The organism is Citrobacter sp. Cpa228 (genome assembly GCF_030333085.1).
GTDB lineage: Bacteria > Pseudomonadota > Gammaproteobacteria > Enterobacterales > Enterobacteriaceae > Citrobacter > Citrobacter pasteurii.
This window is the reverse complement of the sequence record NZ_JAOWGQ010000031.1, coordinates 96605-117900: the sequence shown is the minus strand read 5'-3', so window position 1 is coordinate 117900 and position 21296 is coordinate 96605. Positions and strand designations below refer to the sequence as shown.

Genomic DNA, 21296 nt, shown 5'->3' with positions numbered 1-21296 from the left:
ATTATCGAACCGATCCACTATCATTGAAAGGATATATTCTATCAACGTAGAACACTAATAGTAGAAAGCTAATAAGGAAATCATTATGCGCTACTCGAAACTCTCTCTGCTGGTTCCCTGTGCACTCCTTCTCAGCGCCTGTACTACCGTGACGCCGGTTTATAAAGATAACGGCGCGCGTAGCGGTTCATGCGTAGAAGGCGGGCCAGACAGCGTGGCTCAACAATTCTATGATTACCGTATTCAGCATCGAAACAACGATCTTACCCCCCTTCGTCCATACCTTAGCGACAACCTGGCGAAACTGCTGAACGATGCCAGCCGTGATAACGCGCATCGCGAACTGTTTAACAGCGATCCGTTCTCCAGTCGCACGACTTTGCCGGATAGCGCCAGCGTAGCCAGCGCATCAACCATTCCGAATAGTGATGCACGCAACATCCCGCTGCGCGTAGAGCTTAAACAAGGCGATCAAAGCTGGCGTGATGAAGTGCTGATGATCCGTGAGGGCCAGTGCTGGGTCATTGATGATGTCCGCTATCTGGGCGGCAGCGTACACGCGCCAGCCGGGACGTTGCGCCAGTCTGTCGAAAACCGCTAATCGCGCCATTCACCCGTCTAAATCATAACCCCCATAAATTGTCTGGCATTCTGCATAGAATGCCGACAATTATTCTTACCCGCTGGTAGCTCCGCTATTTTGTGCTATGTTTAGATAAGAATGCGGTTTGCATTTAACTTTTAACGCATAAATATTGCATAACTATTCTGTCAAAGGTAGTATCTGCGGCTTCAATAGCTATCAGACTGCCAGTATCGAGTGTCAATGAGTATTCAATTAAACGGCATTAACTGCTTCTACGGCGCACATCAGGCGCTGTTCGATATCACGCTGGATTGCCCTCAGGGTGAAACACTGGTGTTACTTGGCCCAAGTGGAGCCGGGAAAAGCTCGCTACTGCGCGTACTCAACCTGCTTGAGATGCCGCGCTCGGGCACGCTCTCTATTGCGGGTAACCGTTTCGACTTCACGAAAACCCCGTCAGATAAAGCCATTCGGGATCTGCGTCAAAACGTGGGCATGGTCTTTCAGCAATATAATCTTTGGCCGCATCTCACGGTGGTGCAGAACCTGATTGAAGCGCCCTGCCGCGTACTGGGTCTGACAAAAGAGCAAGCGATGGCGCGTGCCGAGAAACTGCTGGAACGTCTGCGCCTGAAGCCATACAGCGATCGCTATCCGCTGCATCTCTCCGGCGGCCAGCAGCAGCGTGTGGCCATTGCCCGCGCGTTGATGATGGAACCGCAGGTGCTGCTGTTTGACGAGCCTACCGCAGCGCTTGACCCGGAAATCACCGCCCAAATCGTCAGCATCATTCGTGAGCTGGCGGAAACCAATATTACTCAGGTGATCGTCACCCACGAAGTGGAAGTTGCACGTAAAACAGCCAGTCGTGTGGTGTACATGGAAAACGGTCATATCGTCGAGTTTGGGGATGCGAGCTGCTTTGCCAACCCGCAAACCGAAGCGTTTAAAAACTATCTTTCTCACTAAGATTCGGGACAATACAATGAAAAAAGTTCTGATTGCCGCGCTAATCGCAGGTTTTAGCCTTTCCGCTACCGCAGCCCAAACCATTCGTTTCGCCACCGAAGCGTCTTATCCTCCGTTTGAATCGATCGATGCTAACAACAAGATCGTAGGGTTTGACGTTGATCTGGCGAATGCGCTGTGTAAAGAGATTGACGCTACCTGTACCTTCACCAATCAGGCCTTCGACAGCCTGATCCCGAGCCTGAAATTCCGTCGTTTTGACGCGGTAATGGCCGGTATGGACATCACGCCTGAGCGTGAAAAACAGGTTCTGTTCACCACTCCTTATTACGACAACTCTGCGCTGTTTGTTAGCCAACAGGGTAAATACACCGGCATTGATCAGCTGAAAGGTAAAAAAGTCGGTGTCCAGAACGGTACTACGCACCAGAAATTCATCATGGATAAACATCCGGAAGTGACTACCGTGCCGTATGACAGCTACCAGAATGCCAAACTCGATCTGCAAAACGGCCGTATTGACGGCGTCTTTGGTGATACCGCAGTAGTGACAGAGTGGCTGAAAGACAATCCAAAACTGGCCGCAGTTGGCGACAAAGTCACGGATAAAGATTACTTCGGTACCGGTCTGGGCATCGCTGTGCGCCAGGGCAATACCGAGCTGCAGCAGAAATTTAACGCTGCGCTGGAAAAAGTGAAGAAAGATGGGACTTACGAGACCATCTACAACAAATGGTTCCAGAAGTAATATTTGATGAATGAATTTTTTCCTTTAGCAAGCGCCGCCGGGATGACCGTCGGCCTTGCCGTTTGTGCGCTGATCATCGGCCTCGCGCTCGCCATGTTTTTTGCCGTCTGGGAGTCAGTAAAATGGCGCCCGGTAGCATGGGCGGGCTCGGCCCTGGTCACCATCCTGCGCGGTCTGCCGGAAATTCTGGTGGTTCTGTTTATCTATTTTGGCTCCTCACAACTGCTGTTGACGCTGGCCGATGGCTTTACGATCAATCTCGGGTTCGTGCAAATCCCGGTGCAGATGCAGATCGAAAACTTCGACGTCAGCCCGTTCCTGTGCGGAGTGATTGCACTGTCATTGCTTTACGCAGCCTATGCCTCACAAACACTGCGTGGCGCGCTGAAGGCCGTGCCACTCGGGCAATGGGAATCAGGCCAGGCGCTGGGTTTATCTAAAACCGCGATTTTCTTTCGCCTGGTGATGCCGCAGATGTGGCGTCACGCGCTGCCGGGGCTGGGTAACCAGTGGCTGGTATTACTGAAAGATACCGCGCTGGTCAGCCTGATCAGCGTGAACGATCTGATGCTGCAAACCAAGAGCATCGCCACCCGTACCCAGGAACCCTTTACCTGGTACATCGTCGCGGCGGCTATTTACCTGGTGATTACGCTGGTGAGTCAGTACATTCTCAAACGCATTGACCTGCGCGCGACACGTTTTGAGCGGAGACCGGGCTGATGCTTGAGTATTTACCTGAACTACTGAAAGGGCTGCATACCAGCCTGACGTTGACGGTCGCCTCCATCGTAGTTGCTCTGGTGCTGGCGCTGATTTTCACCGTCATCCTGACGCTAAAGACGCCGATTGTGGTCTGGCTGGTTCGCGCCTATATCACGTTGTTTACCGGCACACCACTGCTGGTGCAGATCTTTCTGATCTACTACGGGCCAGGGCAGTTTCCGACGCTGCAGGAATATCCAGTGCTCTGGCATCTGCTGTCCGAACCGTGGCTGTGCGCGTTAATCGCCCTGTCGTTAAACAGTGCGGCCTATACCACGCAACTGTTTTACGGTGCGATTCGAGCAATCCCGGAAGGCCAGTGGCAGTCCTGTGGTGCGCTGGGGATGAGCAAGAAGGATACGCTGGCCATTCTGCTGCCGTACGCCTTTAAACGCGCCCTCTCCTCGTATTCCAACGAAGTGGTACTGGTGTTTAAAAGTACCTCACTGGCATACACCATCACGCTGATGGAAGTTATGGGCTATAGCCAGTTGCTGTACGGTCGCACTTATGACGTGATGGTTTTCGGCGCGGCTGGCGTGATTTACCTGATCGTCAACGGTTTGCTGACGTTGATGATGCGCTTGATCGAACGTAAAGCGCTGGCGTTTGAACACCGGAATTAAGCATATGCCGGATGACGCTATGCTTATCAGGCCTACGGTTCATGCACCTTTTGTAGGCCGGATAATGTGCTAGCACCGCCATCCGGCAAATATGCATAAAACAAAATAATAAAGACGGACAACAACCTAAATTGTCCGTCTTTTTTTATATCAAAAAAATAATTAATCATTTTTATTGCATATAAATTCATTAAGTGGCATTGTTAATCCACGCCGCAGACACGGTAAATAATCATAAGATTGACAGACGGGAGTTCCACCATGAAAAAGTTAGTACTGGCCGCATTACTTGCTACTTTCGCCGCTGGCGCCGCAGCTGCTGATAAAATTAGTTTCGGTGTATCAGCTACTTACCCGCCATTTGAGTCACTGGACGCCAGCAATAAAATTGTCGGTTTTGATATCGATCTGGCAACAGCATTGTGTAAACAAATGCAGGCTGAATGTACTTTTACTAATCATGCTTTCGACAGCCTGATCCCCGCGCTGAAATTCAAAAAATACGATGCGGTGATTTCCGGTATGGACATCACGCCTGAACGTAGCAAGCAGGTTTCCTTCACTCAGCCGTACTATGCCAACTCCGCGCTGGTGATTGCGAAGAAAGACACCTATAAAAGCTTTGATGACCTGAAAGGCAAACGTATTGGGATGGAAAACGGCACCACGCACCAGAAATACCTGCAGGACAAACATCCTGAAGTAAAAACGGTGGCCTACGACAGCTATCAGAATGCAATCATCGACCTGAAAAATGGCCGTATTGATGGGGTATTTGGCGACACTGCCGTCGTCAATGAGTGGCTAAAAACCAATCCACAGTTAGGTTCTGCAACGGCAAAAGTCACCGATCCGCAGTACTTTGGTACGGGTCTTGGTATAGCTGTTCGCCCGGATAATAAAGCACTGCTGGAAAAACTGAACAGTGCGCTGGCCGCCATCAAAGCTGACGGCACGTACCAAAAAATCAGTGACCAGTGGTTTCCACAGTAACCTCAGTCTTGTTAAAAAAGCCGCGACCAGCGGCTTTTTTACTGCTATTTTCCCATGCGGGATACAACGCGAACACCTGACCTCATCAACAATGTTGGCCACGCCATCAGTCCGTTGTGCTCATAGGGGTACAAAAAACAAAGCCCGGTTTCCCGGGCCTTGAAGACGGAGTACTTATCAGTTGTAAGCGTTGAGCGTCCGCTGACACAGTGCCGAGCGAACGCAATCATCTTTGTTGAATCGAACGATCCCAATCATGTCATCTTCTTCGAAACGGGCCAGCGCATCGCTTAGCCCTGAACGAACATGAGCGGGGAGATCGCACTGGGTAATATCCCCATTCACAATCACCGTCACATTCTTTCCGAGGCGAGTCAAAAACATCTTCATTTGCGCAGCAGTCACATTCTGAGCCTCATCCAGAATGACAACGGCATTTTCAAATGTACGTCCCCGCATATACGCGAACGGCGCGATTTCTACCTTACCAATCTCAGGTCGCAGGCAATATTGCATAAAGGAGGCTCCCAGACGTTTTACCAGCACGTCATAAACCGGACGAAAATAGGGAGCGAACTTCTCGGAGACATCCCCAGGTAAGAAGCCGAGGTCTTCATCAGCTTGCAGAACTGGACGGGTTACTATGATCCTGTCCACATCTTTGTGGATCAGGGCTTCTGCTGCTTTCGCTGCGCTGATCCAGGTTTTACCACACCCGGCTTCGCCTGTGGCGAAGATCAGCTGCTTACTCTCGATAGCATTCAGGTAGTGCGCCTGAGCTTCATTTCGCGCCGTGATCGGTGTGGCGTCGCGGCTATCACGCGCCATACCAATCGCTTCTACGCCGCCCATCTGCACAAGCGAGGTGACCGATTCATCTTCGCGTTGTTTATGGCTACGCGAATCCCGCCTCAGCACACGTTTTGCTTCGCGACGAGCTTTGATCACTGCTTTTTGTCTTCCCATGGATAGCACCTTGAGTTGTAGGTATACATCACACGCGCCGTTGGCGGCACGATTATGCGCACGAACATCTGAGGGTTGGCTTCCTTGTAAGCCATTGCCTGCCTTTGGATAAGACGCCATACACGGCTACGCGCACCGTACAGGGTGTCAGTTACAAGGATAAGAAGTGAAAGGGAGAGAGATTTAACGGTGACGAGATGGCTACCGGAAGAGAAACGTCCGCATAAGGGACTGCAATAACTTTGAAAAATGTGTCCAGTACAGGACTTTTCCATTCGCGATCTCCATAGTGAATGACTATCACCGCCGGGAACTACCGCTATTACGTATAATTACATCATAACCTTTCGTTAATGCAACAATATTTTTACTTATTGTTAACTTAATTTCATCTTATCACCAGCAACAGTCTCTTGCAGAGAGATGACAGAATTATTTCAGTCGCCGCCGATCATGAAAAATAATTTTTTCATTCATCAGAGTGTCAGGAAATGCCCCGCAGCGCTGCGGGGCACAATCATCACGCTTCGAGCAGGGCTTGCCCCAGATAGTGGCCAGCGGTTTTGACACCCGGTAATGCAAAGAAATAGCCCCCACCAATCGGTTTGACATACTCCTCAAGCGCTTCACCGTTCAGGCGTTTCTGAACCGTCAAAAACCCTTTTTCCAGGTCGTGCTGATAGCAAACGAACAACAGTCCCATATCCAACTGCCCGGAATTGGTCACGCCAAGCGAATAACTGTAGCCACGACGCATCATCAGGCTGGTCTCTGTTTCTTTCGTGCGCGGGTTCGCCAGACGAATATGGCTGTCGAGTGCAATCACCTCGCCTTCGGGATCGTTGGCGTAATCCGGCACATCATGCTCATGCTGCATACCCAGCGGCGCGCCGGTATGTTTATCGCGGCCGAAAATCGTTTGCTGCTCTTTAAGCGGCGTACGGTCCCAAAATTCCACGCGGAACTGGATGAGCCTGACGGCCTGATAGCTACCATCTTGAGCCCACGCAGGTTCTCCTTGCCCATCCGTCACCCACACGACGTCTTGCATCAACTTCGCATCGGTAGCATCCGGATTCGCGGTGCCGTCCTTAAAGCCAAGCAAGTTGACCGGGGTCTCTTTACCCTTGCTGCGTGCGGCATGATCAGAAATAAACCCTTCACGTTTCCAGCGCACGCTGAGCAGATCAGGCGTGTGCTTAATGATATCGCGTAGCGCATGGATAACGGTGTCCTGCGTATTGGCGCAAATCTGCAACAGCAGATCGCCATGACATAATGCCGCATCCAGTGAGTCATTCGGAAAACGCGTCATTTTTTGCAGTTTTTTCGGCATCTGTGCTTTCAGACCATAGCGATCATCAAACAGTGAAGATCCAACCGACAGCGTCATCGTCAGATTATCCGGGGCTATGTATGCCCCAAGAATACCGGAATCCATAGGCGGTAAACGTGGATTCGGCGTTTCTGGCGCCGGCCCACCGGTGGTTAGAAATGCAAACCGGCTGGTCAGTAAACGAAACAGACGCTCAAGATCAGCTTTATCGCTGGCGAGCACATCAAACGCCACCAGCATCATTGAGGCTTGCTGCGGCGTCAGGATCCCGGCCTGGTGCTGGCCATAAAACGGTTGTTGCTCGCTACGCGCATCCGGAGACAGGGTTCCCGGCGCACTTTGCGTTTTTTGCGCGTGAGCGACCGGGCATCCGCCCGCCAGCGCCAGTGCCCCACCCAGCGCCCCCATCCCTTTCAGTAAACGTCGGCGTGACGGTTCGCTCACGCCGTTTTCATTATCGTGCTGCATAGTGCTTAATCCAGACCCAGAACACCGCGTAATTGCGACAAGTCTTCCGCCAGCGTCGTGATTGGCCCTTTCAGCGCATTACGATCGGCATCGGTCAGTTTGTCATAGGTTTCAAAGCCGTCTTTGGTACGGTACTTGCTCAGAATGGTATCGACTTTTTTGAAGTTCGCATCCACCTTCGCCAACAGATCAGCATTGGATTTTTGTAACTGAGGGCGCAGGAGATCGACAATTTTCTGCGCGCCATCGACGTTGGCCTGGAAATCCCACAGATCGGTATGGCTGTAGCGATCTTCTTCCCCACTGATTTTGCTGGCAGCAACTTCTTCAATCAGCCCTGCTGCCCCGCCAACCACTTTAGACGGTGGGAAAGCCAGCTCGCTAATACGCGTTTGCAGGTCAAGAACATCGCTGTTTAGCTGGTCAGCGTACTTGTCCATACCTTTAGTGGTATTGTCGCCAAACAGCGCTTTCTCCAGGCGGTGGAAGCCGGTGAATTTCGGATCGGCGGCTTTTTGCTCATAATCATCTTCACGCGCATCAATGCTGCCGTCGAGATCGGAGAACAATTCGGCAATTGGCTCAATACGCTCATAATGCTGACGGGTTGGCGCATACAGCGATTTGGCTTTTTCCACATCGCCCGCTTTAATAGCATCCGTAAAAGCTTTGGTGCCAGTCACCAGTTGCGCTGTTTCTGCCGTTACATAAGCTTTGTATTCAGTAATTGCACCACTCAGGCTCAGCAGAGCGTCGCTGTGCGCGGCATCTGCCGTTGCAGCCCCCTTCACGATCAGCTTGCCTTTCGGGTTGGTCAGCAGACCGCAGGTCATATCATATTCACCCGGCTGCAGGTTAGCCGTCATTTTCTGGCTAAAACCGGGCGCAATGTTTTCACGCTCTTCGACCACCATCACGCCTTTGAGGATCTCCCACTCCAGCGCTTTTTGACTGTGGTTCTGAATGATGAACTGAGTCTTCCCGGCATTCACCGTGATTGTCATCGGTTCACACTGTTTGTCATTAACCGTGACTTTTACCCGCGGGATATCAGCAGCGTGAGCGGTAAAAGCAGATGTAAACAGCGCGGCAATACCCAACTGCAGCGCACTACGGCGGAAATTAATCGTCATGACCCATCCCTATAAAAAGTATGTTGTAACTAAATGATATTCTTGCATCACGTTTTATCAGGGTGCGGTACGTGATGCCGTAGTGCCTGAACGAGGTGGCAGAGCAAACATAATCAATGCCGGAATCAGATAGATAAACCAGACAGCAACTTCACTGACGCTTGGCGCTTCCTGATAGCCGAAGATCCCTTCCATTAATGTGCCAAACAGCGAATGCGTTGACAGAACGCTGCTCATGTCGAACGCCACATCCTGAAAATGATTCCATAACCCGGCTTCGTGGAACGCGCGGATGGCCCCGGCGGCAAGACCGGCAGCCACCAGCAAAATAAACAGGCTGGTCCATTTGAAGAATGCCCCGAGGTTGAGGCGAATGCCGCCGAGGTAAATCAGGTAACCCAGTACTACCGCGGTGGCCAGCCCCAGCGTCGCACCTAGCGGTGGCCAGATACCCACATCCTGCTGAAATGCCGCCAGCAGGAAGAACACCGATTCCAGGCCTTCACGGGCAACGGCAAAAAAGACCATCATCACCAGCGCCCAGCCGTGATGATTACTGCGTTGCAACGCGTTATCGACAGCCTGTTCAAGCTGGACTTTGACGTTGCGGGAAACTTTGCGCATCCAGAAGACCATCCAGGTGAGGATCACCACGGCAATGAGCGCCACGATGCCTTCAAACAGTTCCTGTTCTTTTTGCGGAAATTCACCGGTGGTTTCGTTGATGAAAATGCCTAACGCCAGGCACAACGCCGCTGCCAGCAGAACACCAATCCACATCACCCCAATCCATCGACCACGCTGAGTCCGTTTCAGGTAGCTGGCAATCAGGCTGACAATCAGCGCGGCCTCTAACCCTTCGCGCAACATAATTAGAAATGGAACAAACATGCGAAGTACCCTTTAACGTTATTCTCAGTCAACTGATGCAAAGAAAAGTAAATTACAGTGATAGTGATTATCATTACAGCAAAGAAAAACTCAAGCAGAATGTTTTGAGAATGATGACTGAATGTAAAAGGTTAGGAAGGTAACGGTTAAAAAGGTTTACGACCGGGGCAATAAAAAAGCCCGCGCACGGCGGGCTTGAGGGACAGGAGATAAATTATTCTGCCTGCAAACGCGACGGCGGTGCTGAATGATAATGCGCGTCAGCCTCGGCAAAACGTTTCTGCATTGCTGCTGACGGCGCTTTACCCCACAGACTGAAGACCACAATCCCGATACTGCCGAACACGAAGCCCGGGATGATTTCATACAGACCCAGCCAGGCAAACTGCTTCCAGACGATAACCGTCACTGCACCAATGACCATCCCTGCCAGCGCGCCGTTACGGGTCATACGCGACCACATTACGGAGAGCAGAACAACCGGACCAAAGGCAGCACCAAAGCCAGCCCAGGCGTAGCTCACCAGGCCGAGCACACGGTTCTCTGGGTTTGCCGCCAGCGCGATAGACACCAGCGCCACGACCAGCACCATGATACGCCCAATCCATACCAGCTCTTTCTGGCTGGCATTTTTACGCAGGAACGCTTTGTACAAATCTTCGGTGATTGCACTCGAACATACCAGCAATTGGCAGCTCAGCGTCGACATCACCGCTGCAAGGATCGCAGACAACAGAATACCGGCAATCCATGGATTGAACAGGATCTGCGCCAGTTCAATAAACACACGCTCGGCGTTCTGGTTCACGGCACCCGCCAACGACGGGTTGTTACTGAAGTAAGCAATGCCGAAGAAACCAACGGCAACAGCACCAGCCAGACACAGAATCATCCAGGTCATACTGATGCGACGTGCGTGGACAATACTATGGTGGGAATCGGCAGCCATAAAGCGCGCCAAGATATGCGGCTGACCGAAATAACCCAGTCCCCATCCCATCAGGGAAATGATGGCAACAAAATTCAGCCCTTTGAACATATCGACGTTTTCAATGCTCTTTTGCTTAATCACTTCCAGCGAGTCTTCAAATCCGCCGACACCAATAATCACCATCACCGGTGTCAGGATCAGGGCGAAGATCATCAGGCTGGCCTGGACGGTATCGGTCCAGCTAACAGCCAGGAAGCCACCAATAAAGGTATAAATGATCGTCGCGGCCGCTCCCGCCCACAGCGCGGTTTCGTAGCTCATACCAAAGGTGCTTTCAAACAGACGCGCCCCCGCCACAATCCCTGAAGCACAATAGATGGTGAAAAACAGCAGAATAACCAGTGCAGAGATAATCCGCAGGATACGGCTTTTATCTTCAAAGCGACCGGTAAAGTAATCCGGTAACGTCAGCGCATTGTTATTGTATTCGGTGTGTACGCGTAAACGTCCGGCCACCAGCTTCCAGTTGATCCAGGCGCCCAAAATAAGGCCGATGGCGATCCAGCTTTCTGAAATCCCCGACAGGAAAATTGCGCCTGGCAGCCCCATCAGCAGCCAGCCGCTCATGTCAGATGCCCCGGCAGATAACGCCGTTACGAACGGACCCAGACTGCGTCCCCCCAGAATGTAATCGTCAAAGTTTTTGGTTGAACGCCATGCAATAAACCCTATCAATATCATGCCAAAAATATAGACACAGAATGTGACTAACATCGGTGTGCTAATAGCCATCAAAACTCTCCAAAATTATGTATCGGCAATGCCGTGGCTTGCCGTTTTATTACCCTGCCGGAACGTGGCAAAGATATCTGTATTGACCAGGGCGACCGTATCCTGCCGGAAGCCATGGCCATTCACAATCGATTTAACACACCATTTACATCAATTTTGATCCAGAGTAGATAGCATTTTTCTGTAGGTTGCACTCTCTCACATTTTTTCTGGTTGCACCTTTAAAAAGTGTTAACTACCGCAGAGAAAAAGATTCTGCGTTTTTACAGCCCTCGTTATAAACATCATATTTATTAACATTTCATTCATTTCCAAGCTTGCAAACCAGGTCACATTTAACATGGTTGCACAAAGTTGCAACATAGTGGATATTTCTCGGTAACTATCAGATCCGTATTTCAGTACAACAGGAGTAAACGGCATGGGAACCACCACGATGGGGGTTAAGCTGGATGACGCCACACGCGAGCGTATTAAAACAGCAGCATCACGAATCGATCGCACGCCACATTGGCTGATCAAGCAAGCCATCTTTAATTATCTCGAAAGACTGGAAAATGACGATGCGCTCCCGGAGCTGCCTGCCCTGCTGGCGGGTGCGGCAAATGAGAGCGAGGAATCCACTGCGCAACAAAATGAAGCGCACCAGCCTTTCCTTGAATTTGCCGAGCAGATCCTGCCGCAGTCTGTTTCCCGTGCGGCCATTACCGCGGCATATCGCCGCGCTGAAACCGACGCGGTGCCAATGTTGATGGAACAGGCTCGTCTGCCGCAACCTATCGCCGAGCAGGCCCATAAACTGGCCTATCAGTTGGCAAATAAACTGCGCAACCAGAAGACGGCCAGCGGACGTGCCGGCATGGTCCAGGGACTATTGCAGGAATTCTCCCTTTCCTCACAGGAAGGCGTCGCGCTGATGTGTCTGGCGGAAGCACTACTGCGTATTCCCGACAAAGCCACCCGCGATGCGCTGATCCGCGACAAAATCAGCAATGGCAACTGGCAATCACACATCGGACGCAGCCCGTCTCTGTTCGTTAACGCTGCAACGTGGGGATTGTTGTTTACTGGTCGTCTGGTCTCCACCCATAACGAAGCCAGCCTCTCACGCTCGCTGAACCGCATCATCGGCAAGAGCGGTGAACCGCTGGTGCGTAAAGGCGTCGACATGGCAATGCGCTTGATGGGCGAGCAGTTCGTCACCGGAGAGACTATCGCCGAAGCGCTGGCTAACGCGCGTAAACTGGAAGAAAAAGGTTTCCGCTACTCTTATGACATGCTGGGTGAAGCCGCGCTGACCGCCGCCGATGCCCAGGCCTATATGGTCTCCTACCAGCAGGCGATCCATGCCATTGGTAAAGCCTCAAACGGGCGCGGTATTTATGAAGGCCCAGGGATCTCCATCAAACTGTCTGCACTGCACCCGCGATACAGCCGTGCGCAGTATGACCGCGTGATGGATGAGCTTTACCCACGTCTGAAGTCGCTGACCCTGCTGGCGCGTCAGTATGACATCGGCATTAATATTGACGCCGAAGAAGCCGACCGACTGGAGATCTCCCTCGATCTGCTGGAAAAACTGTGCTTTGAGCCCGAACTGGCAGGCTGGAACGGGATCGGCTTTGTTATCCAGGCCTACCAGAAGCGCTGCCCGTACGTCATCGACTACCTGATCGACCTGGCCACCCGCAGTCGCCGTCGCCTGATGATCCGTCTGGTTAAAGGTGCGTACTGGGATAGTGAAATCAAACGAGCGCAGATGGACGGTCTGGAAGGCTATCCGGTCTATACCCGCAAGGTGTACACCGACGTTTCCTATCTGGCCTGTGCGAAAAAACTGCTCGCGGTACCGAATCTGATCTACCCGCAGTTTGCCACCCACAACGCCCATACGCTGGCGGCCATTTATCAGTTAGCGGGTCAAAACTACTATCCAGGTCAGTATGAGTTCCAGTGCCTGCACGGCATGGGCGAACCGCTGTATGAGCAGGTCACCGGCAAAGTTGCCGATGGCAAACTGAACCGCCCATGCCGTATTTATGCGCCGGTCGGCACGCACGAAACGCTGCTGGCTTACCTGGTTCGTCGCCTGCTGGAAAACGGCGCCAACACCTCGTTCGTCAACCGTATTGCGGACACTACCCTACCACTGGATGAACTGGTTGCCTGCCCGGTCGAAGCCGTTGAAAAACTGGCGCAGCAGGAAGGTCAGGCCGGGCTGCCACATCCGAAGATTGCCCTGCCGCGAAACCTGTATGGCAAAGGCCGCGAAAACTCCGCAGGGCTGGATTTAGCAAATGAACACCGCCTGGCCTCGCTGTCCTCTGCCCTGCTCAACAGTGCGCTGCAAAAATGGCACGCCAAACCAATGCTCGAACAACCGGTCGCTGACGGTGAAATGACGCCAGTCGTCAACCCGGCTGAGCCGAAAGACATTGTGGGCTACGTGCGAGAAGCGACTCACGCTGAAGTGGAGCAGGCGCTACAGAACGCCGTTAATAATGCCCCTATCTGGTTTGCTACACCGCCACAAGAGCGCGCCGCTATTTTGCATCGTGCCGCCGTGCTGATGGAAGGTCAGATGCAGCAGTTGATAGGCATCCTGGTGCGCGAAGCGGGTAAAACCTTCAGCAACGCCATTGCGGAAGTTCGCGAAGCTGTCGACTTCCTGCACTACTATGCCGGCCAGGTTCGTGACGATTTCGACAACGAAACGCATCGTCCGCTCGGCCCGGTGGTCTGTATCAGCCCGTGGAACTTCCCACTGGCCATTTTCAGTGGACAAATTGCGGCTGCACTGGCAGCAGGTAATAGCGTGCTGGCAAAACCTGCGGAGCAAACCCCGCTGATTGCCGCCCAGGGCATCGCGATTTTACTCGAAGCCGGTGTACCGGCGGGCGTGGTGCAACTGCTGCCCGGTCAGGGTGAAACCGTCGGGGCGCAGCTCACTTCCGATGAACGCGTTCGCGGCGTGATGTTTACCGGCTCCACTGAAGTCGCCACGCTGTTACAACGCAATATCGCGACCCGCCTTGATGCTCAAGGGCGTCCAATCCCGCTTATCGCCGAAACCGGTGGGATGAACGCAATGATTGTCGACTCCTCCGCGTTGACGGAACAGGTCGTGGTCGACGTGTTGGCCTCTGCGTTTGACAGCGCCGGACAGCGTTGCTCGGCACTGCGCGTCCTGTGCCTGCAGGATGATATTGCCGACCATACGCTGAAAATGCTGCGCGGCGCCATGGCGGAATGCCGCATGGGCAACCCTGGCCGCCTGACCACCGATATCGGTCCAGTTATTGATGAAGAAGCCAAAGCCAATATTGAACGTCATATTCAGGCCATGCGTGCCAAAGGACGTCCGGTATTCCAGGCCGTGCGTGAAAACAGCGACGATGCGCGTGAATGGCAAACCGGGACCTTTATTGCACCAACGTTGATTGAGCTGGAAAGCTTTGATGAGCTACAAAAAGAGGTATTCGGCCCGGTGTTGCACGTCGTGCGTTACACCCGGAACAATCTGGGCAGTCTGATTGAGCAAATTAATGCCTCCGGCTACGGCCTGACGTTGGGCGTGCACACCCGTATCGATGAAACCATCGCCCAGGTCACGGGAGCGGCACATGTAGGTAACCTGTACGTTAACCGCAATATGGTCGGTGCCGTGGTCGGCGTGCAGCCATTCGGTGGCGAAGGCTTGTCAGGCACCGGGCCAAAAGCGGGTGGACCGCTGTATCTGTACCGCCTGCTGGCTAACCGTCCGGAAAATGCGTTAGGCATTACGCTTGCGCGTCAGGATGCAGACTACCCTGTCGATGCACAGCTTAAATCAGCGCTGATTCAACCGCTGGAAGCGCTCACCGCATGGGCAATCGATCGCCCGTCGCTGCATGCGCTCTGCCAGCAGTTTGGCGAACTGGCACAGGCCGGTACCCAGCGTCTGCTGCCAGGACCAACCGGCGAGCGCAATACCTGGACGCTGTTGCCGCGCGAACGCGTGCTGTGTATCGCCGATGATGAGCAGGATGCACTGGTACAGGTTGCCGCGGTGGCTTCCGTAGGTAGCTTAATCCTGTGGCCTGATGATGCATTCCATCGCGACCTGGCAAAACGTCTGCCAACTGCGGTTTCCGGGCGTATTCAGTTTGCCAAAGCGGACAACATCACCTCACAGCCGTTTGATGCCGTTATTTTCCACGGCGATTCCGATCAGCTGCGCGCATTGTGCGAATCTGTGGCAGCCCGCGAAGGGGCGATTGTCTCGGTCCAGGGCTTTGCCCGTGGCGAAAGCAATATTCTGCTGGAGAGGCTGTACATTGAACGTTCCCTGAGCGTCAATACCGCCGCTGCCGGAGGGAACGCCAGCCTGATGACAATCGGTTAAGGTTGTGGTTAATTAGGGCTCCGGCAACGGAGCCTTTTTTATGAAGCCAGAGGGAAGCATGAAACGAATTGTACTGACCTGTGCAGCACTGCTGCTAAGCAGTCACGCACTGGCGGATGACTGCGCCAACGCAAACAACCAGATTGAAATGAATACCTGCGCCGCGGAGCAGTATAAGACGGCCGACGCAAAGCTAAATGATACTTATCAGAATGCACTGAAGCGCGCCGCCCCCACCCAACGTGATTTACTGAAAAAAGCACAAGTCGCATGGATTACCCTGCGCGATGCAGACTGCGCATTGATCAGTTCAGGCACGGAAGGCGGCAGCATACAATCGATGATCACCAGCCAGTGTTTAACGGACAAAACCAACGAGCGAGAAGCATTTCTCGCCTCGCTCTTACAGTGCGAAGAGGGTGATTTAAGCTGCCCGTTACCGCCGGCAGGTTAACGCACGCGGATCCCTTCAATAATCATCCGCTGTACGCTCTCAACGGTTTGGTTAAAAAAGGCTTCATCACGCAGCGTTGCGCCCGTCACCGCCTCCACCTGTGGGGCAAAATCGGCGTAGTGTTGCGTTGAAGCCCAAATCATAAAAATCAGATGATGTGGGTCAACCGGTGCCAGTTTTCCACTACTGACCCACCCGGCAATCAGCGCGGATTTCTCATCAATCAGCGTTTTGAGATCGCCCGTTAACTCCGTCATCAACAACGGCGCGCCTGCCAGCATTTCCATACAAAACAGTCGCGATGCCTGAGGATAATCGCGGGACACTTCCAGTTTGAGTCGGATGTACTCTTTAATCGCCACCAGCGGTGCAAAGTCCTCGCGAAAGGCCTTCAACGGCGCCAGCCAGACAGCGAGGATCTGGCGTAATACGGCAATATAGAGCACCTCTTTAGAAGGGTAGTAATAAAGCAGATTCGTTTTAGACACTCCCGCCAGTTCCGCAATCTGCTCCAGACGCGTGCCATGAATCCCATACTGGGAAAAGACATTTAATGCCGCGGTTAAGATAGCCTGGCGTTTTGCACTCACGGCCTGCGAGCGTTTACCTGTTTTTTTCTCTGCGCCTTGAGCCATGCACCCTCTCCTTGTTCTGAGCGCGCCAGCATAACAAATCGCACACTGAAACGTTAAATTAAAGCGACTCGGGCGGAGCCTCCTGCTGGACGGCTTTCTTCTTTTTGAACTTCAGTTCGCTGACCAGTACGCCAATGATAATGAATGCCGCCCCCAACAGAGCAAGCAGCGGCAGGCGTTCTCCTGCAAGTCGTCCAAAAATCCCCGCCCATACAGGCTCACCGGTATAGATTACCGTTGCGCGTGTCGGCGAAACGCTGCGCTGCGCCCAGTTCATGGTAACCTGGATAATCGCGCTAAAAATGCCCAATCCTAATGCCACGACCAGCAAGCCTGTCGACATGGGAGGAACCGACTCACCTGCGGGCCCCATCGCAATAAACGCCACCACCGAAGCGGTTGCCAGTTGCACCACCGTGACCCGCCGCACATCCACTTTTCCAGCCCATGCGCTGATCAGGATAATTTCTGCCGCTATCGCCACCGCACCCACCAGCGTGATCCACTCCCCTTCGCCGAGCGCCAGTAAATTGCCATCCGGCCCGGCAAGAAATATCAGTCCGATAAAGGCCAACACAATACCGACGCACGGCATCACCCCAGGCATTCGTCCCAGACACAACCACTGCAACAGCGGTACCAGCGGCACGTACATCGCGGTGATAAACGCCGATTTACTGCTGGGAATAAATTGTAGTCCCCAGGTTTGCAGACTATAGCCCAGCGCAATGGCGATACCGATTGCCACGCCTGCTTTGAATTCCAGCCACGTTAACTTATGCAATGTGCGTAACGACAAAAGCGCGACCGCCAGCGCAGCAGTGGCAAAACGCACGCCAACAAAGAAAAAAGGTCCGCTCAGGGTAACGGCATATTGCACCGCCAGAAACGTGCCACCCCAGAACATGGTGATCACAATGAGGATCGCCTCCTGAGGTTTAACAGAGAAGGAATAACGAGAAAGTAATGACATGAGACACCCGATTAGCTGAATGTCATTAGTCTGCGTTGCGTTTTGTTACAGTTCAACCTTGCAGACAAAAAAAACCGCCGGAACGACCCGGCGGCGGTGGCGACGTAACGTCTGTCTCTGAACACTCAGCCGTCACGATATCTCTAACAGACAGCCCGACAATTACGATTTGTTATTGCCGTGACTATTCTTGCCCCCTTTTTTGCCTGCTTCTGAAGCGCGTTGCGGGTCATTCTTGAAGTTGCCCCCGCTGTGCTGGCCACCTTTTCGACCTGCTTCTGATGCTCTTTCACGGTCTTCCGCAAAGTTGCCGGAACCGCCCCGATGGTTTGCCATTACTGACCTCCGTCATTGATTAGCCATCATATTGCATAGGTACTGAGGAGTGATACCTCACGCAGCGCATGGGCCGTGCCCTGATTTTTACTGCGTGGGATTAAGCATAGTGAAGAGTAACCGGATAACCGGCGAACTGTAATATTCTGCAACAGGAATGGCCGCAAGATGTTAATAATCGCAGTATGAAATCAATAAGTCTTTCTTATGGTTACCAAATTCCGCCAGGTTAAAAATGTATCATTTTGCAACAAAAACAGTTGTTATAAAAATTGTTATAAATCAAAGAAGTGATTGTGAAATTTGCACTCCTGGCCGTACGTCATATCTTTAAAGGGAGGTAGCGAATCGCTACGGACACGGTTAACTCGAGGAGTAGTGTAAAATGGCAAAAGTTCTGGTGCTTTATTATTCCATGTACGGACACATTGAAACCATGGCCCATGCAGTCGCAGAAGGCGCAAATAAGGTAGATGGCGCGGAAGTCATTATTAAGCGTGTGCCAGAGACAATGCAGCCTGAAATCTTCCTGAAAGCAGGCGGTAAAACACAAAACGCACCAGTCGCAACCCCGCAGGAACTGGCTGATTACGACGCCATTATTTTTGGTACCCCCACGCGCTTTGGCAACATGTCAGGTCAGATGCGTACCTTCCTGGATCAGACCGGCGGACTGTGGGCATCTGGCGGCCTTTACGGCAAACTCGCCAGCGTATTCAGCTCAACAGGCACTGGCGGCGGTCAGGAACAAACCATTACATCAACCTGGACAACACTAGCCCACCACGGGATGGTGATTGTTCCCATTGGATATGCGGCGCAAGAACTGTTTGATGTCTCACAAGTTCGTGGCGGTACGCCGTACGGCGCAACCACCATTGCCGGGGGTGACGGCTCCCGACAACCAAGTCAGGAAGAGTTATCTATCGCCCGCTATCAGGGTGAGTATGTCGCAGGTCTGGCAGTAAAACTCAACGGCTAATCTTCAACAGGAGGATTCGAATGCCAACTCAAGAAGCGAAAGCCCATCGCGTCGGCGAATGGGCAAGTCTGCGCAACACATCGCCAGAAATAGCCGAAGCCATTTTTGAAGTCGCGAATTATGACGAGAAACTGGCGGAAAAAATTTGGGAAGAAGGTAGCGACGAGGTACTCATCAAAGCCTTTGAGAAAACAGACAAAGATTCGCTCTTTTGGGGTGAACAGACTATCGAACGCAAAAACGTCTAGCGCTCTGACTCCCCCGCGCTCGCGGGGGATTTTTCTTTTACTTCGCCGCCTCATTCAACACGCTGTCGAACTTGTCAACAGGGCAAAAGCCATTAGCATCAATCGGACAGCCTTTCAGTTCCAACGTCACACGTTGGGCCGGGGATTTGAGCGTCAGAACCTCCGCATTTCTCAACTGCTGCGCACTCTGATACACATACTCAATTTTCATCAGATCGCGGTTTGTGTTGCTGTCATGCCAGCGCTGGAAGACAATTTTACCGCCAATCGGCGTGCGTTCGTTCTGGTCATGGAGCTGGTACGGTTTAAAATCCAGTGCCGTAAGCAATGAGGCAATGTTCGAGTCATGTCCCACCAGCACCGTAATTTTCGGCGCTTTCGCCCGTTCAGTCACCAACGCATTGTCGATATATTTGACCAACGGTTTGGCGACGTTTTGCGCCACTTCTGCAGAGGTGAACAGGCTGTCCTGATAACCATTTTTCAGCTTCGACAGCACCTTCCACTGTTGATCAGATTTGATCTCCCCCCAGGCAACCTTGTCCATCGGGAAGCCCTCGTAATATTGCAAGGTGAAGGCATCAACCAGCGAATTCCCCACCTTCAAAGGCCCGGAAACACCAGGCTCTTGCTGATACTTCGCACTGAATGTGTCTTTCGCATCGGTCAGGGAACACTGCTGCTTTTCTTTGCAGGACGGCGAGTCTTGGTAGTTTGTGATTTGCTCAAGCAGTTGGTAACTGTCGTCGAGCTGCATGTGGCCGCGCTCTTTCTCCATCGCCTGAACGGCCTGCTGACTGAATGCGGCGGAATCATCGGTTATCACCGGGTTAAAAGTGGGATCCATGGTACCCATTTTTTCCTGATGGTGGACCACAACGTCACAACCCGGGAAAGCCCCCGTGACAAAAAACTGCGCCGTCGCTACTGTCCGCTGCAGACTGTTAGCATAGGTGTAAACCGTGCCCGGTGCCGGACATTCACCGGATTTCACCATGCCCTGTTCTGCCAGCCATTCGCGCATGTAATGACCCATATAGATTTCCAGCACGCCGCCTTTAGTGGTGAGTTGTCCGCCCGGGACATCCCACTCCGGCCACTGTTTGGGGGTGGACTGCTCGAGAACGCTGCCATTATTGGCTAAAGGTGCACGTAAGTTATGTCGACTCATCATCAATACTTGCTGAAGCTGATAACCTTCCGGTGCCGTCTGTGCCTGTGCAGCCGTTGACAGCAATACAGCCCCCGCCACGGCGGTGGCGATTAACGATTTTTTCATCCCTACGACCTCTTGTTGTTATCAATCACCACAGAGTGTGACAGATATATGACATTTTTCCGGGAACGCTTTCGCAAAAATGGGGAATCTACCGTGTCGTTTGGATGCCAAACTCCGTTTGAAGTTTGCGCACACCAAGTGGGGTAAAGGTAACGTGGCGGCTGCCTGTCTGCGTTTTAAGCCACTTCTGTTCGCTAAACCAGCTCAGCAGCGTGGCGCCGAGCACGCCGCCGGGATGATAACGTCGCTCACTCCAGTCCAGACAGCCACAGGTTAATTTCCGCCGGGATGAGCCAGCAGTGAGGACAATCCCCATCTGCGCCAGCTTTTCCCGTCCAAGTGACGTCAGCGTTTCGCCATCCGACGTTAACCACTGGCGGGAAACCAGCGTATCGAACAGCCTTACCGCCACTTCTCCAGCCAGATGATCGTAGCAGGTTCTGGCATGCCGCAAGCTTAGCGGCGTAGTAATTTTTCGTGGTACGGATGTGCTCCACGCCACGCCCATCAGGCGCTCCAGCAGTTCGGCGATATCGGAACCTGCCAGGCGAAAATAACGATGCCTGCCCTGCGCAAGCGCCACAACAAAGCGTTGTTCACACAAACGCGCCAGATGCGCGCTGGCCGTCGAGGCTGACACGTCCGCCACGGCGCTAAGTTCGGTTGCGGTCCAGGCGCGCCCATCCATCAAAGCACACAGCATACGCGAACGCGATTTATCCGCCATCACTGCCGCAGTAAGCGCCATTCGCGACTCCAGTTCACCCTCTTCTTCGTGCAGTATCACCGATGCCATAGCGT

At 52.7% G+C, this 21296-nt stretch carries 20 protein-coding genes; 10 read left to right on the top strand and 10 right to left on the bottom strand.

Annotation, left to right across the window (positions count from 1 at the left end):
* Positions 1–85 precede the first annotated feature (85 nt).
* The 6 genes from OGX91_RS01760 to artJ all read left to right on the top strand — a co-directional run bounded on the left by OGX91_RS01760 (position 86) and on the right by artJ (position 4687).
* Positions 86–601, top strand: coding sequence for a lipoprotein (locus tag OGX91_RS01760; RefSeq protein ID WP_040231856.1), 516 nt, complete (start codon positions 86–88; stop codon positions 599–601).
* A 225-nt stretch (positions 602–826) separates the two neighbouring features.
* On the top strand, positions 827–1555 hold the full coding sequence (gene artP, locus OGX91_RS01755; RefSeq protein ID WP_003027295.1) for an arginine ABC transporter ATP-binding protein ArtP: 729 nt from the start codon (positions 827–829) through the stop codon (positions 1553–1555).
* 16 nt (positions 1556–1571) lie between these two features.
* A complete protein-coding gene (gene artI / locus OGX91_RS01750; protein WP_005122104.1) occupies positions 1572–2303 on the top strand; it encodes an arginine ABC transporter substrate-binding protein ArtI in 732 nt (243 codons plus the stop codon).
* A gap of 6 nt (positions 2304–2309) precedes the next feature.
* Positions 2310–3026: an arginine ABC transporter permease ArtQ gene (artQ, locus tag OGX91_RS01745; RefSeq protein ID WP_040231854.1), complete on the top strand. Its 717-nt coding sequence runs from the start codon at positions 2310–2312 to the stop codon at positions 3024–3026.
* Positions 3026–3694 (top strand): arginine ABC transporter permease ArtM, encoded by a 669-nt coding sequence (gene artM / locus OGX91_RS01740; RefSeq protein ID WP_005122106.1) that lies wholly within the window; start codon positions 3026–3028, stop codon positions 3692–3694. Before artQ ends, artM begins: the two co-directional genes overlap by 1 nt.
* Positions 3695–3955: 261 nt before the next feature.
* Complete coding sequence (gene artJ, locus OGX91_RS01735; RefSeq protein ID WP_005122109.1) at positions 3956–4687, top strand: arginine ABC transporter substrate-binding protein ArtJ; 732 nt, start codon at positions 3956–3958, stop codon at positions 4685–4687.
* A gap of 177 nt (positions 4688–4864) precedes the next feature.
* On the opposite strand, the gene phoH is transcribed toward artJ, so the two are convergent.
* From phoH to putP, 5 genes are all read right to left on the bottom strand, one after another.
* Positions 4865–5653 carry a phosphate starvation-inducible protein PhoH gene (gene phoH, locus OGX91_RS01730; protein ID WP_286625290.1) on the bottom strand — a complete coding sequence of 263 codons (789 nt, stop codon included), beginning with the start codon at positions 5651–5653 and terminating at the stop codon, positions 4865–4867.
* 520 nt (positions 5654–6173) lie between these two features.
* Positions 6174–7457 (bottom strand): iron uptake transporter deferrochelatase/peroxidase subunit, encoded by a 1284-nt coding sequence (gene efeB / locus OGX91_RS01725; RefSeq protein ID WP_149691700.1) that lies wholly within the window; start codon positions 7455–7457, stop codon positions 6174–6176.
* 5 nt (positions 7458–7462) lie between these two features.
* Positions 7463–8590, bottom strand: a complete 1128-nt coding sequence (gene efeO, locus OGX91_RS01720) for an iron uptake system protein EfeO (RefSeq protein WP_286625286.1) — start codon at positions 8588–8590, stop codon at positions 7463–7465.
* Positions 8591–8647: 57 nt separating this feature from the next.
* Positions 8648–9481, bottom strand: coding sequence for an iron uptake transporter permease EfeU (efeU, locus tag OGX91_RS01715; RefSeq protein WP_005122113.1), 834 nt, complete (start codon positions 9479–9481; stop codon positions 8648–8650).
* Positions 9482–9695: 214 nt separating this feature from the next.
* A complete protein-coding gene (gene putP, locus OGX91_RS01710) occupies positions 9696–11204 on the bottom strand; it encodes a sodium/proline symporter PutP (protein ID WP_040231851.1) in 1509 nt (502 codons plus the stop codon).
* A gap of 421 nt (positions 11205–11625) precedes the next feature.
* Here putP and putA point away from each other — a divergent pair, with 421 nt between their 5' ends.
* Positions 11626–15588 (top strand): trifunctional transcriptional regulator/proline dehydrogenase/L-glutamate gamma-semialdehyde dehydrogenase, encoded by a 3963-nt coding sequence (gene putA, locus OGX91_RS01705; protein WP_286625283.1) that lies wholly within the window; start codon positions 11626–11628, stop codon positions 15586–15588.
* A gap of 58 nt (positions 15589–15646) precedes the next feature.
* Positions 15647–16042, top strand: a complete 396-nt coding sequence (locus tag OGX91_RS01700; RefSeq protein ID WP_005122117.1) for a lysozyme inhibitor LprI family protein — start codon at positions 15647–15649, stop codon at positions 16040–16042.
* On the opposite strand, the gene rutR is transcribed toward OGX91_RS01700, so the two are convergent.
* The 3 genes from rutR to OGX91_RS01685 form a co-directional block, all read right to left on the bottom strand.
* Positions 16039–16677, bottom strand: a complete 639-nt coding sequence (gene rutR / locus OGX91_RS01695) for an HTH-type transcriptional regulator RutR (RefSeq protein WP_005122118.1) — start codon at positions 16675–16677, stop codon at positions 16039–16041. The genes OGX91_RS01700 and rutR overlap by 4 nt on opposite strands.
* 58 nt (positions 16678–16735) lie before the next feature.
* Positions 16736–17650, bottom strand: coding sequence for a DMT family transporter (locus tag OGX91_RS01690; protein ID WP_155020884.1), 915 nt, complete (start codon positions 17648–17650; stop codon positions 16736–16738).
* A 162-nt stretch (positions 17651–17812) separates the two neighbouring features.
* The gene (locus OGX91_RS01685; protein ID WP_003036022.1) at positions 17813–17986 is read right to left on the bottom strand and encodes a con-10 family general stress protein; all 174 of its coding nucleotides are present in this window, start codon (positions 17984–17986) and stop codon (positions 17813–17815) included.
* Positions 17987–18371: 385 nt separating this feature from the next.
* Between OGX91_RS01685 and wrbA the strand changes: the two genes are divergently transcribed.
* The gene (gene wrbA, locus OGX91_RS01680) at positions 18372–18968 is read left to right on the top strand and encodes an NAD(P)H:quinone oxidoreductase (RefSeq protein ID WP_003832057.1); all 597 of its coding nucleotides are present in this window, start codon (positions 18372–18374) and stop codon (positions 18966–18968) included.
* Positions 18969–18988: 20 nt separating this feature from the next.
* The gene (locus tag OGX91_RS01675; protein WP_001143127.1) at positions 18989–19216 is read left to right on the top strand and encodes a YccJ family protein; all 228 of its coding nucleotides are present in this window, start codon (positions 18989–18991) and stop codon (positions 19214–19216) included.
* Positions 19217–19253: 37 nt separating this feature from the next.
* Here the strand turns inward: OGX91_RS01675 and agp are convergent, their stop codons facing one another.
* Together agp and OGX91_RS01665 are read right to left on the bottom strand one after the other, a co-directional pair.
* The gene (agp, locus tag OGX91_RS01670; RefSeq protein ID WP_040231846.1) at positions 19254–20495 is read right to left on the bottom strand and encodes a bifunctional glucose-1-phosphatase/inositol phosphatase; all 1242 of its coding nucleotides are present in this window, start codon (positions 20493–20495) and stop codon (positions 19254–19256) included.
* Positions 20496–20583: 88 nt separating this feature from the next.
* Entirely contained in the window at positions 20584–21291 is a 708-nt protein-coding gene (locus OGX91_RS01665) for an ArsR/SmtB family transcription factor (protein WP_005122123.1), read from the bottom strand.
* Between the last annotated feature and the right edge of the window lie 5 nt (positions 21292–21296).

Coding starts and splice junctions, on each gene's coding strand:
- artJ (WP_005122109.1), top strand. CDS start 3,956: ATGAAAAAGTTAGTACTGGCCGCATTACTTGCTACTTTCGCCGCTGGC.
- wrbA (WP_003832057.1), top strand. CDS start 18,372: ATGGCAAAAGTTCTGGTGCTTTATTATTCCATGTACGGACACATTGAA.
- OGX91_RS01685 (WP_003036022.1), bottom strand. CDS start 17,986: ATGGCAAACCATCGGGGCGGTTCCGGCAACTTTGCGGAAGACCGTGAA.
- efeU (WP_005122113.1), bottom strand. CDS start 9,481: ATGTTTGTTCCATTTCTAATTATGTTGCGCGAAGGGTTAGAGGCCGCG.
- OGX91_RS01675 (WP_001143127.1), top strand. CDS start 18,989: ATGCCAACTCAAGAAGCGAAAGCCCATCGCGTCGGCGAATGGGCAAGT.
- artQ (WP_040231854.1), top strand. CDS start 2,310: ATGAATGAATTTTTTCCTTTAGCAAGCGCCGCCGGGATGACCGTCGGC.
- OGX91_RS01700 (WP_005122117.1), top strand. CDS start 15,647: ATGAAACGAATTGTACTGACCTGTGCAGCACTGCTGCTAAGCAGTCAC.
- putP (WP_040231851.1), bottom strand. CDS start 11,204: ATGGCTATTAGCACACCGATGTTAGTCACATTCTGTGTCTATATTTTT.
- artI (WP_005122104.1), top strand. CDS start 1,572: ATGAAAAAAGTTCTGATTGCCGCGCTAATCGCAGGTTTTAGCCTTTCC.
- rutR (WP_005122118.1), bottom strand. CDS start 16,677: ATGGCTCAAGGCGCAGAGAAAAAAACAGGTAAACGCTCGCAGGCCGTG.
- efeB (WP_149691700.1), bottom strand. CDS start 7,457: ATGCAGCACGATAATGAAAACGGCGTGAGCGAACCGTCACGCCGACGT.
- OGX91_RS01690 (WP_155020884.1), bottom strand. CDS start 17,650: ATGTCATTACTTTCTCGTTATTCCTTCTCTGTTAAACCTCAGGAGGCG.
- artM (WP_005122106.1), top strand. CDS start 3,026: ATGCTTGAGTATTTACCTGAACTACTGAAAGGGCTGCATACCAGCCTG.
- OGX91_RS01760 (WP_040231856.1), top strand. CDS start 86: ATGCGCTACTCGAAACTCTCTCTGCTGGTTCCCTGTGCACTCCTTCTC.
- efeO (WP_286625286.1), bottom strand. CDS start 8,590: ATGACGATTAATTTCCGCCGTAGTGCGCTGCAGTTGGGTATTGCCGCG.
- phoH (WP_286625290.1), bottom strand. CDS start 5,653: ATGGGAAGACAAAAAGCAGTGATCAAAGCTCGTCGCGAAGCAAAACGT.
- OGX91_RS01665 (WP_005122123.1), bottom strand. CDS start 21,291: ATGGCATCGGTGATACTGCACGAAGAAGAGGGTGAACTGGAGTCGCGA.
- artP (WP_003027295.1), top strand. CDS start 827: ATGAGTATTCAATTAAACGGCATTAACTGCTTCTACGGCGCACATCAG.
- putA (WP_286625283.1), top strand. CDS start 11,626: ATGGGAACCACCACGATGGGGGTTAAGCTGGATGACGCCACACGCGAG.
- agp (WP_040231846.1), bottom strand. CDS start 20,495: ATGAAAAAATCGTTAATCGCCACCGCCGTGGCGGGGGCTGTATTGCTG.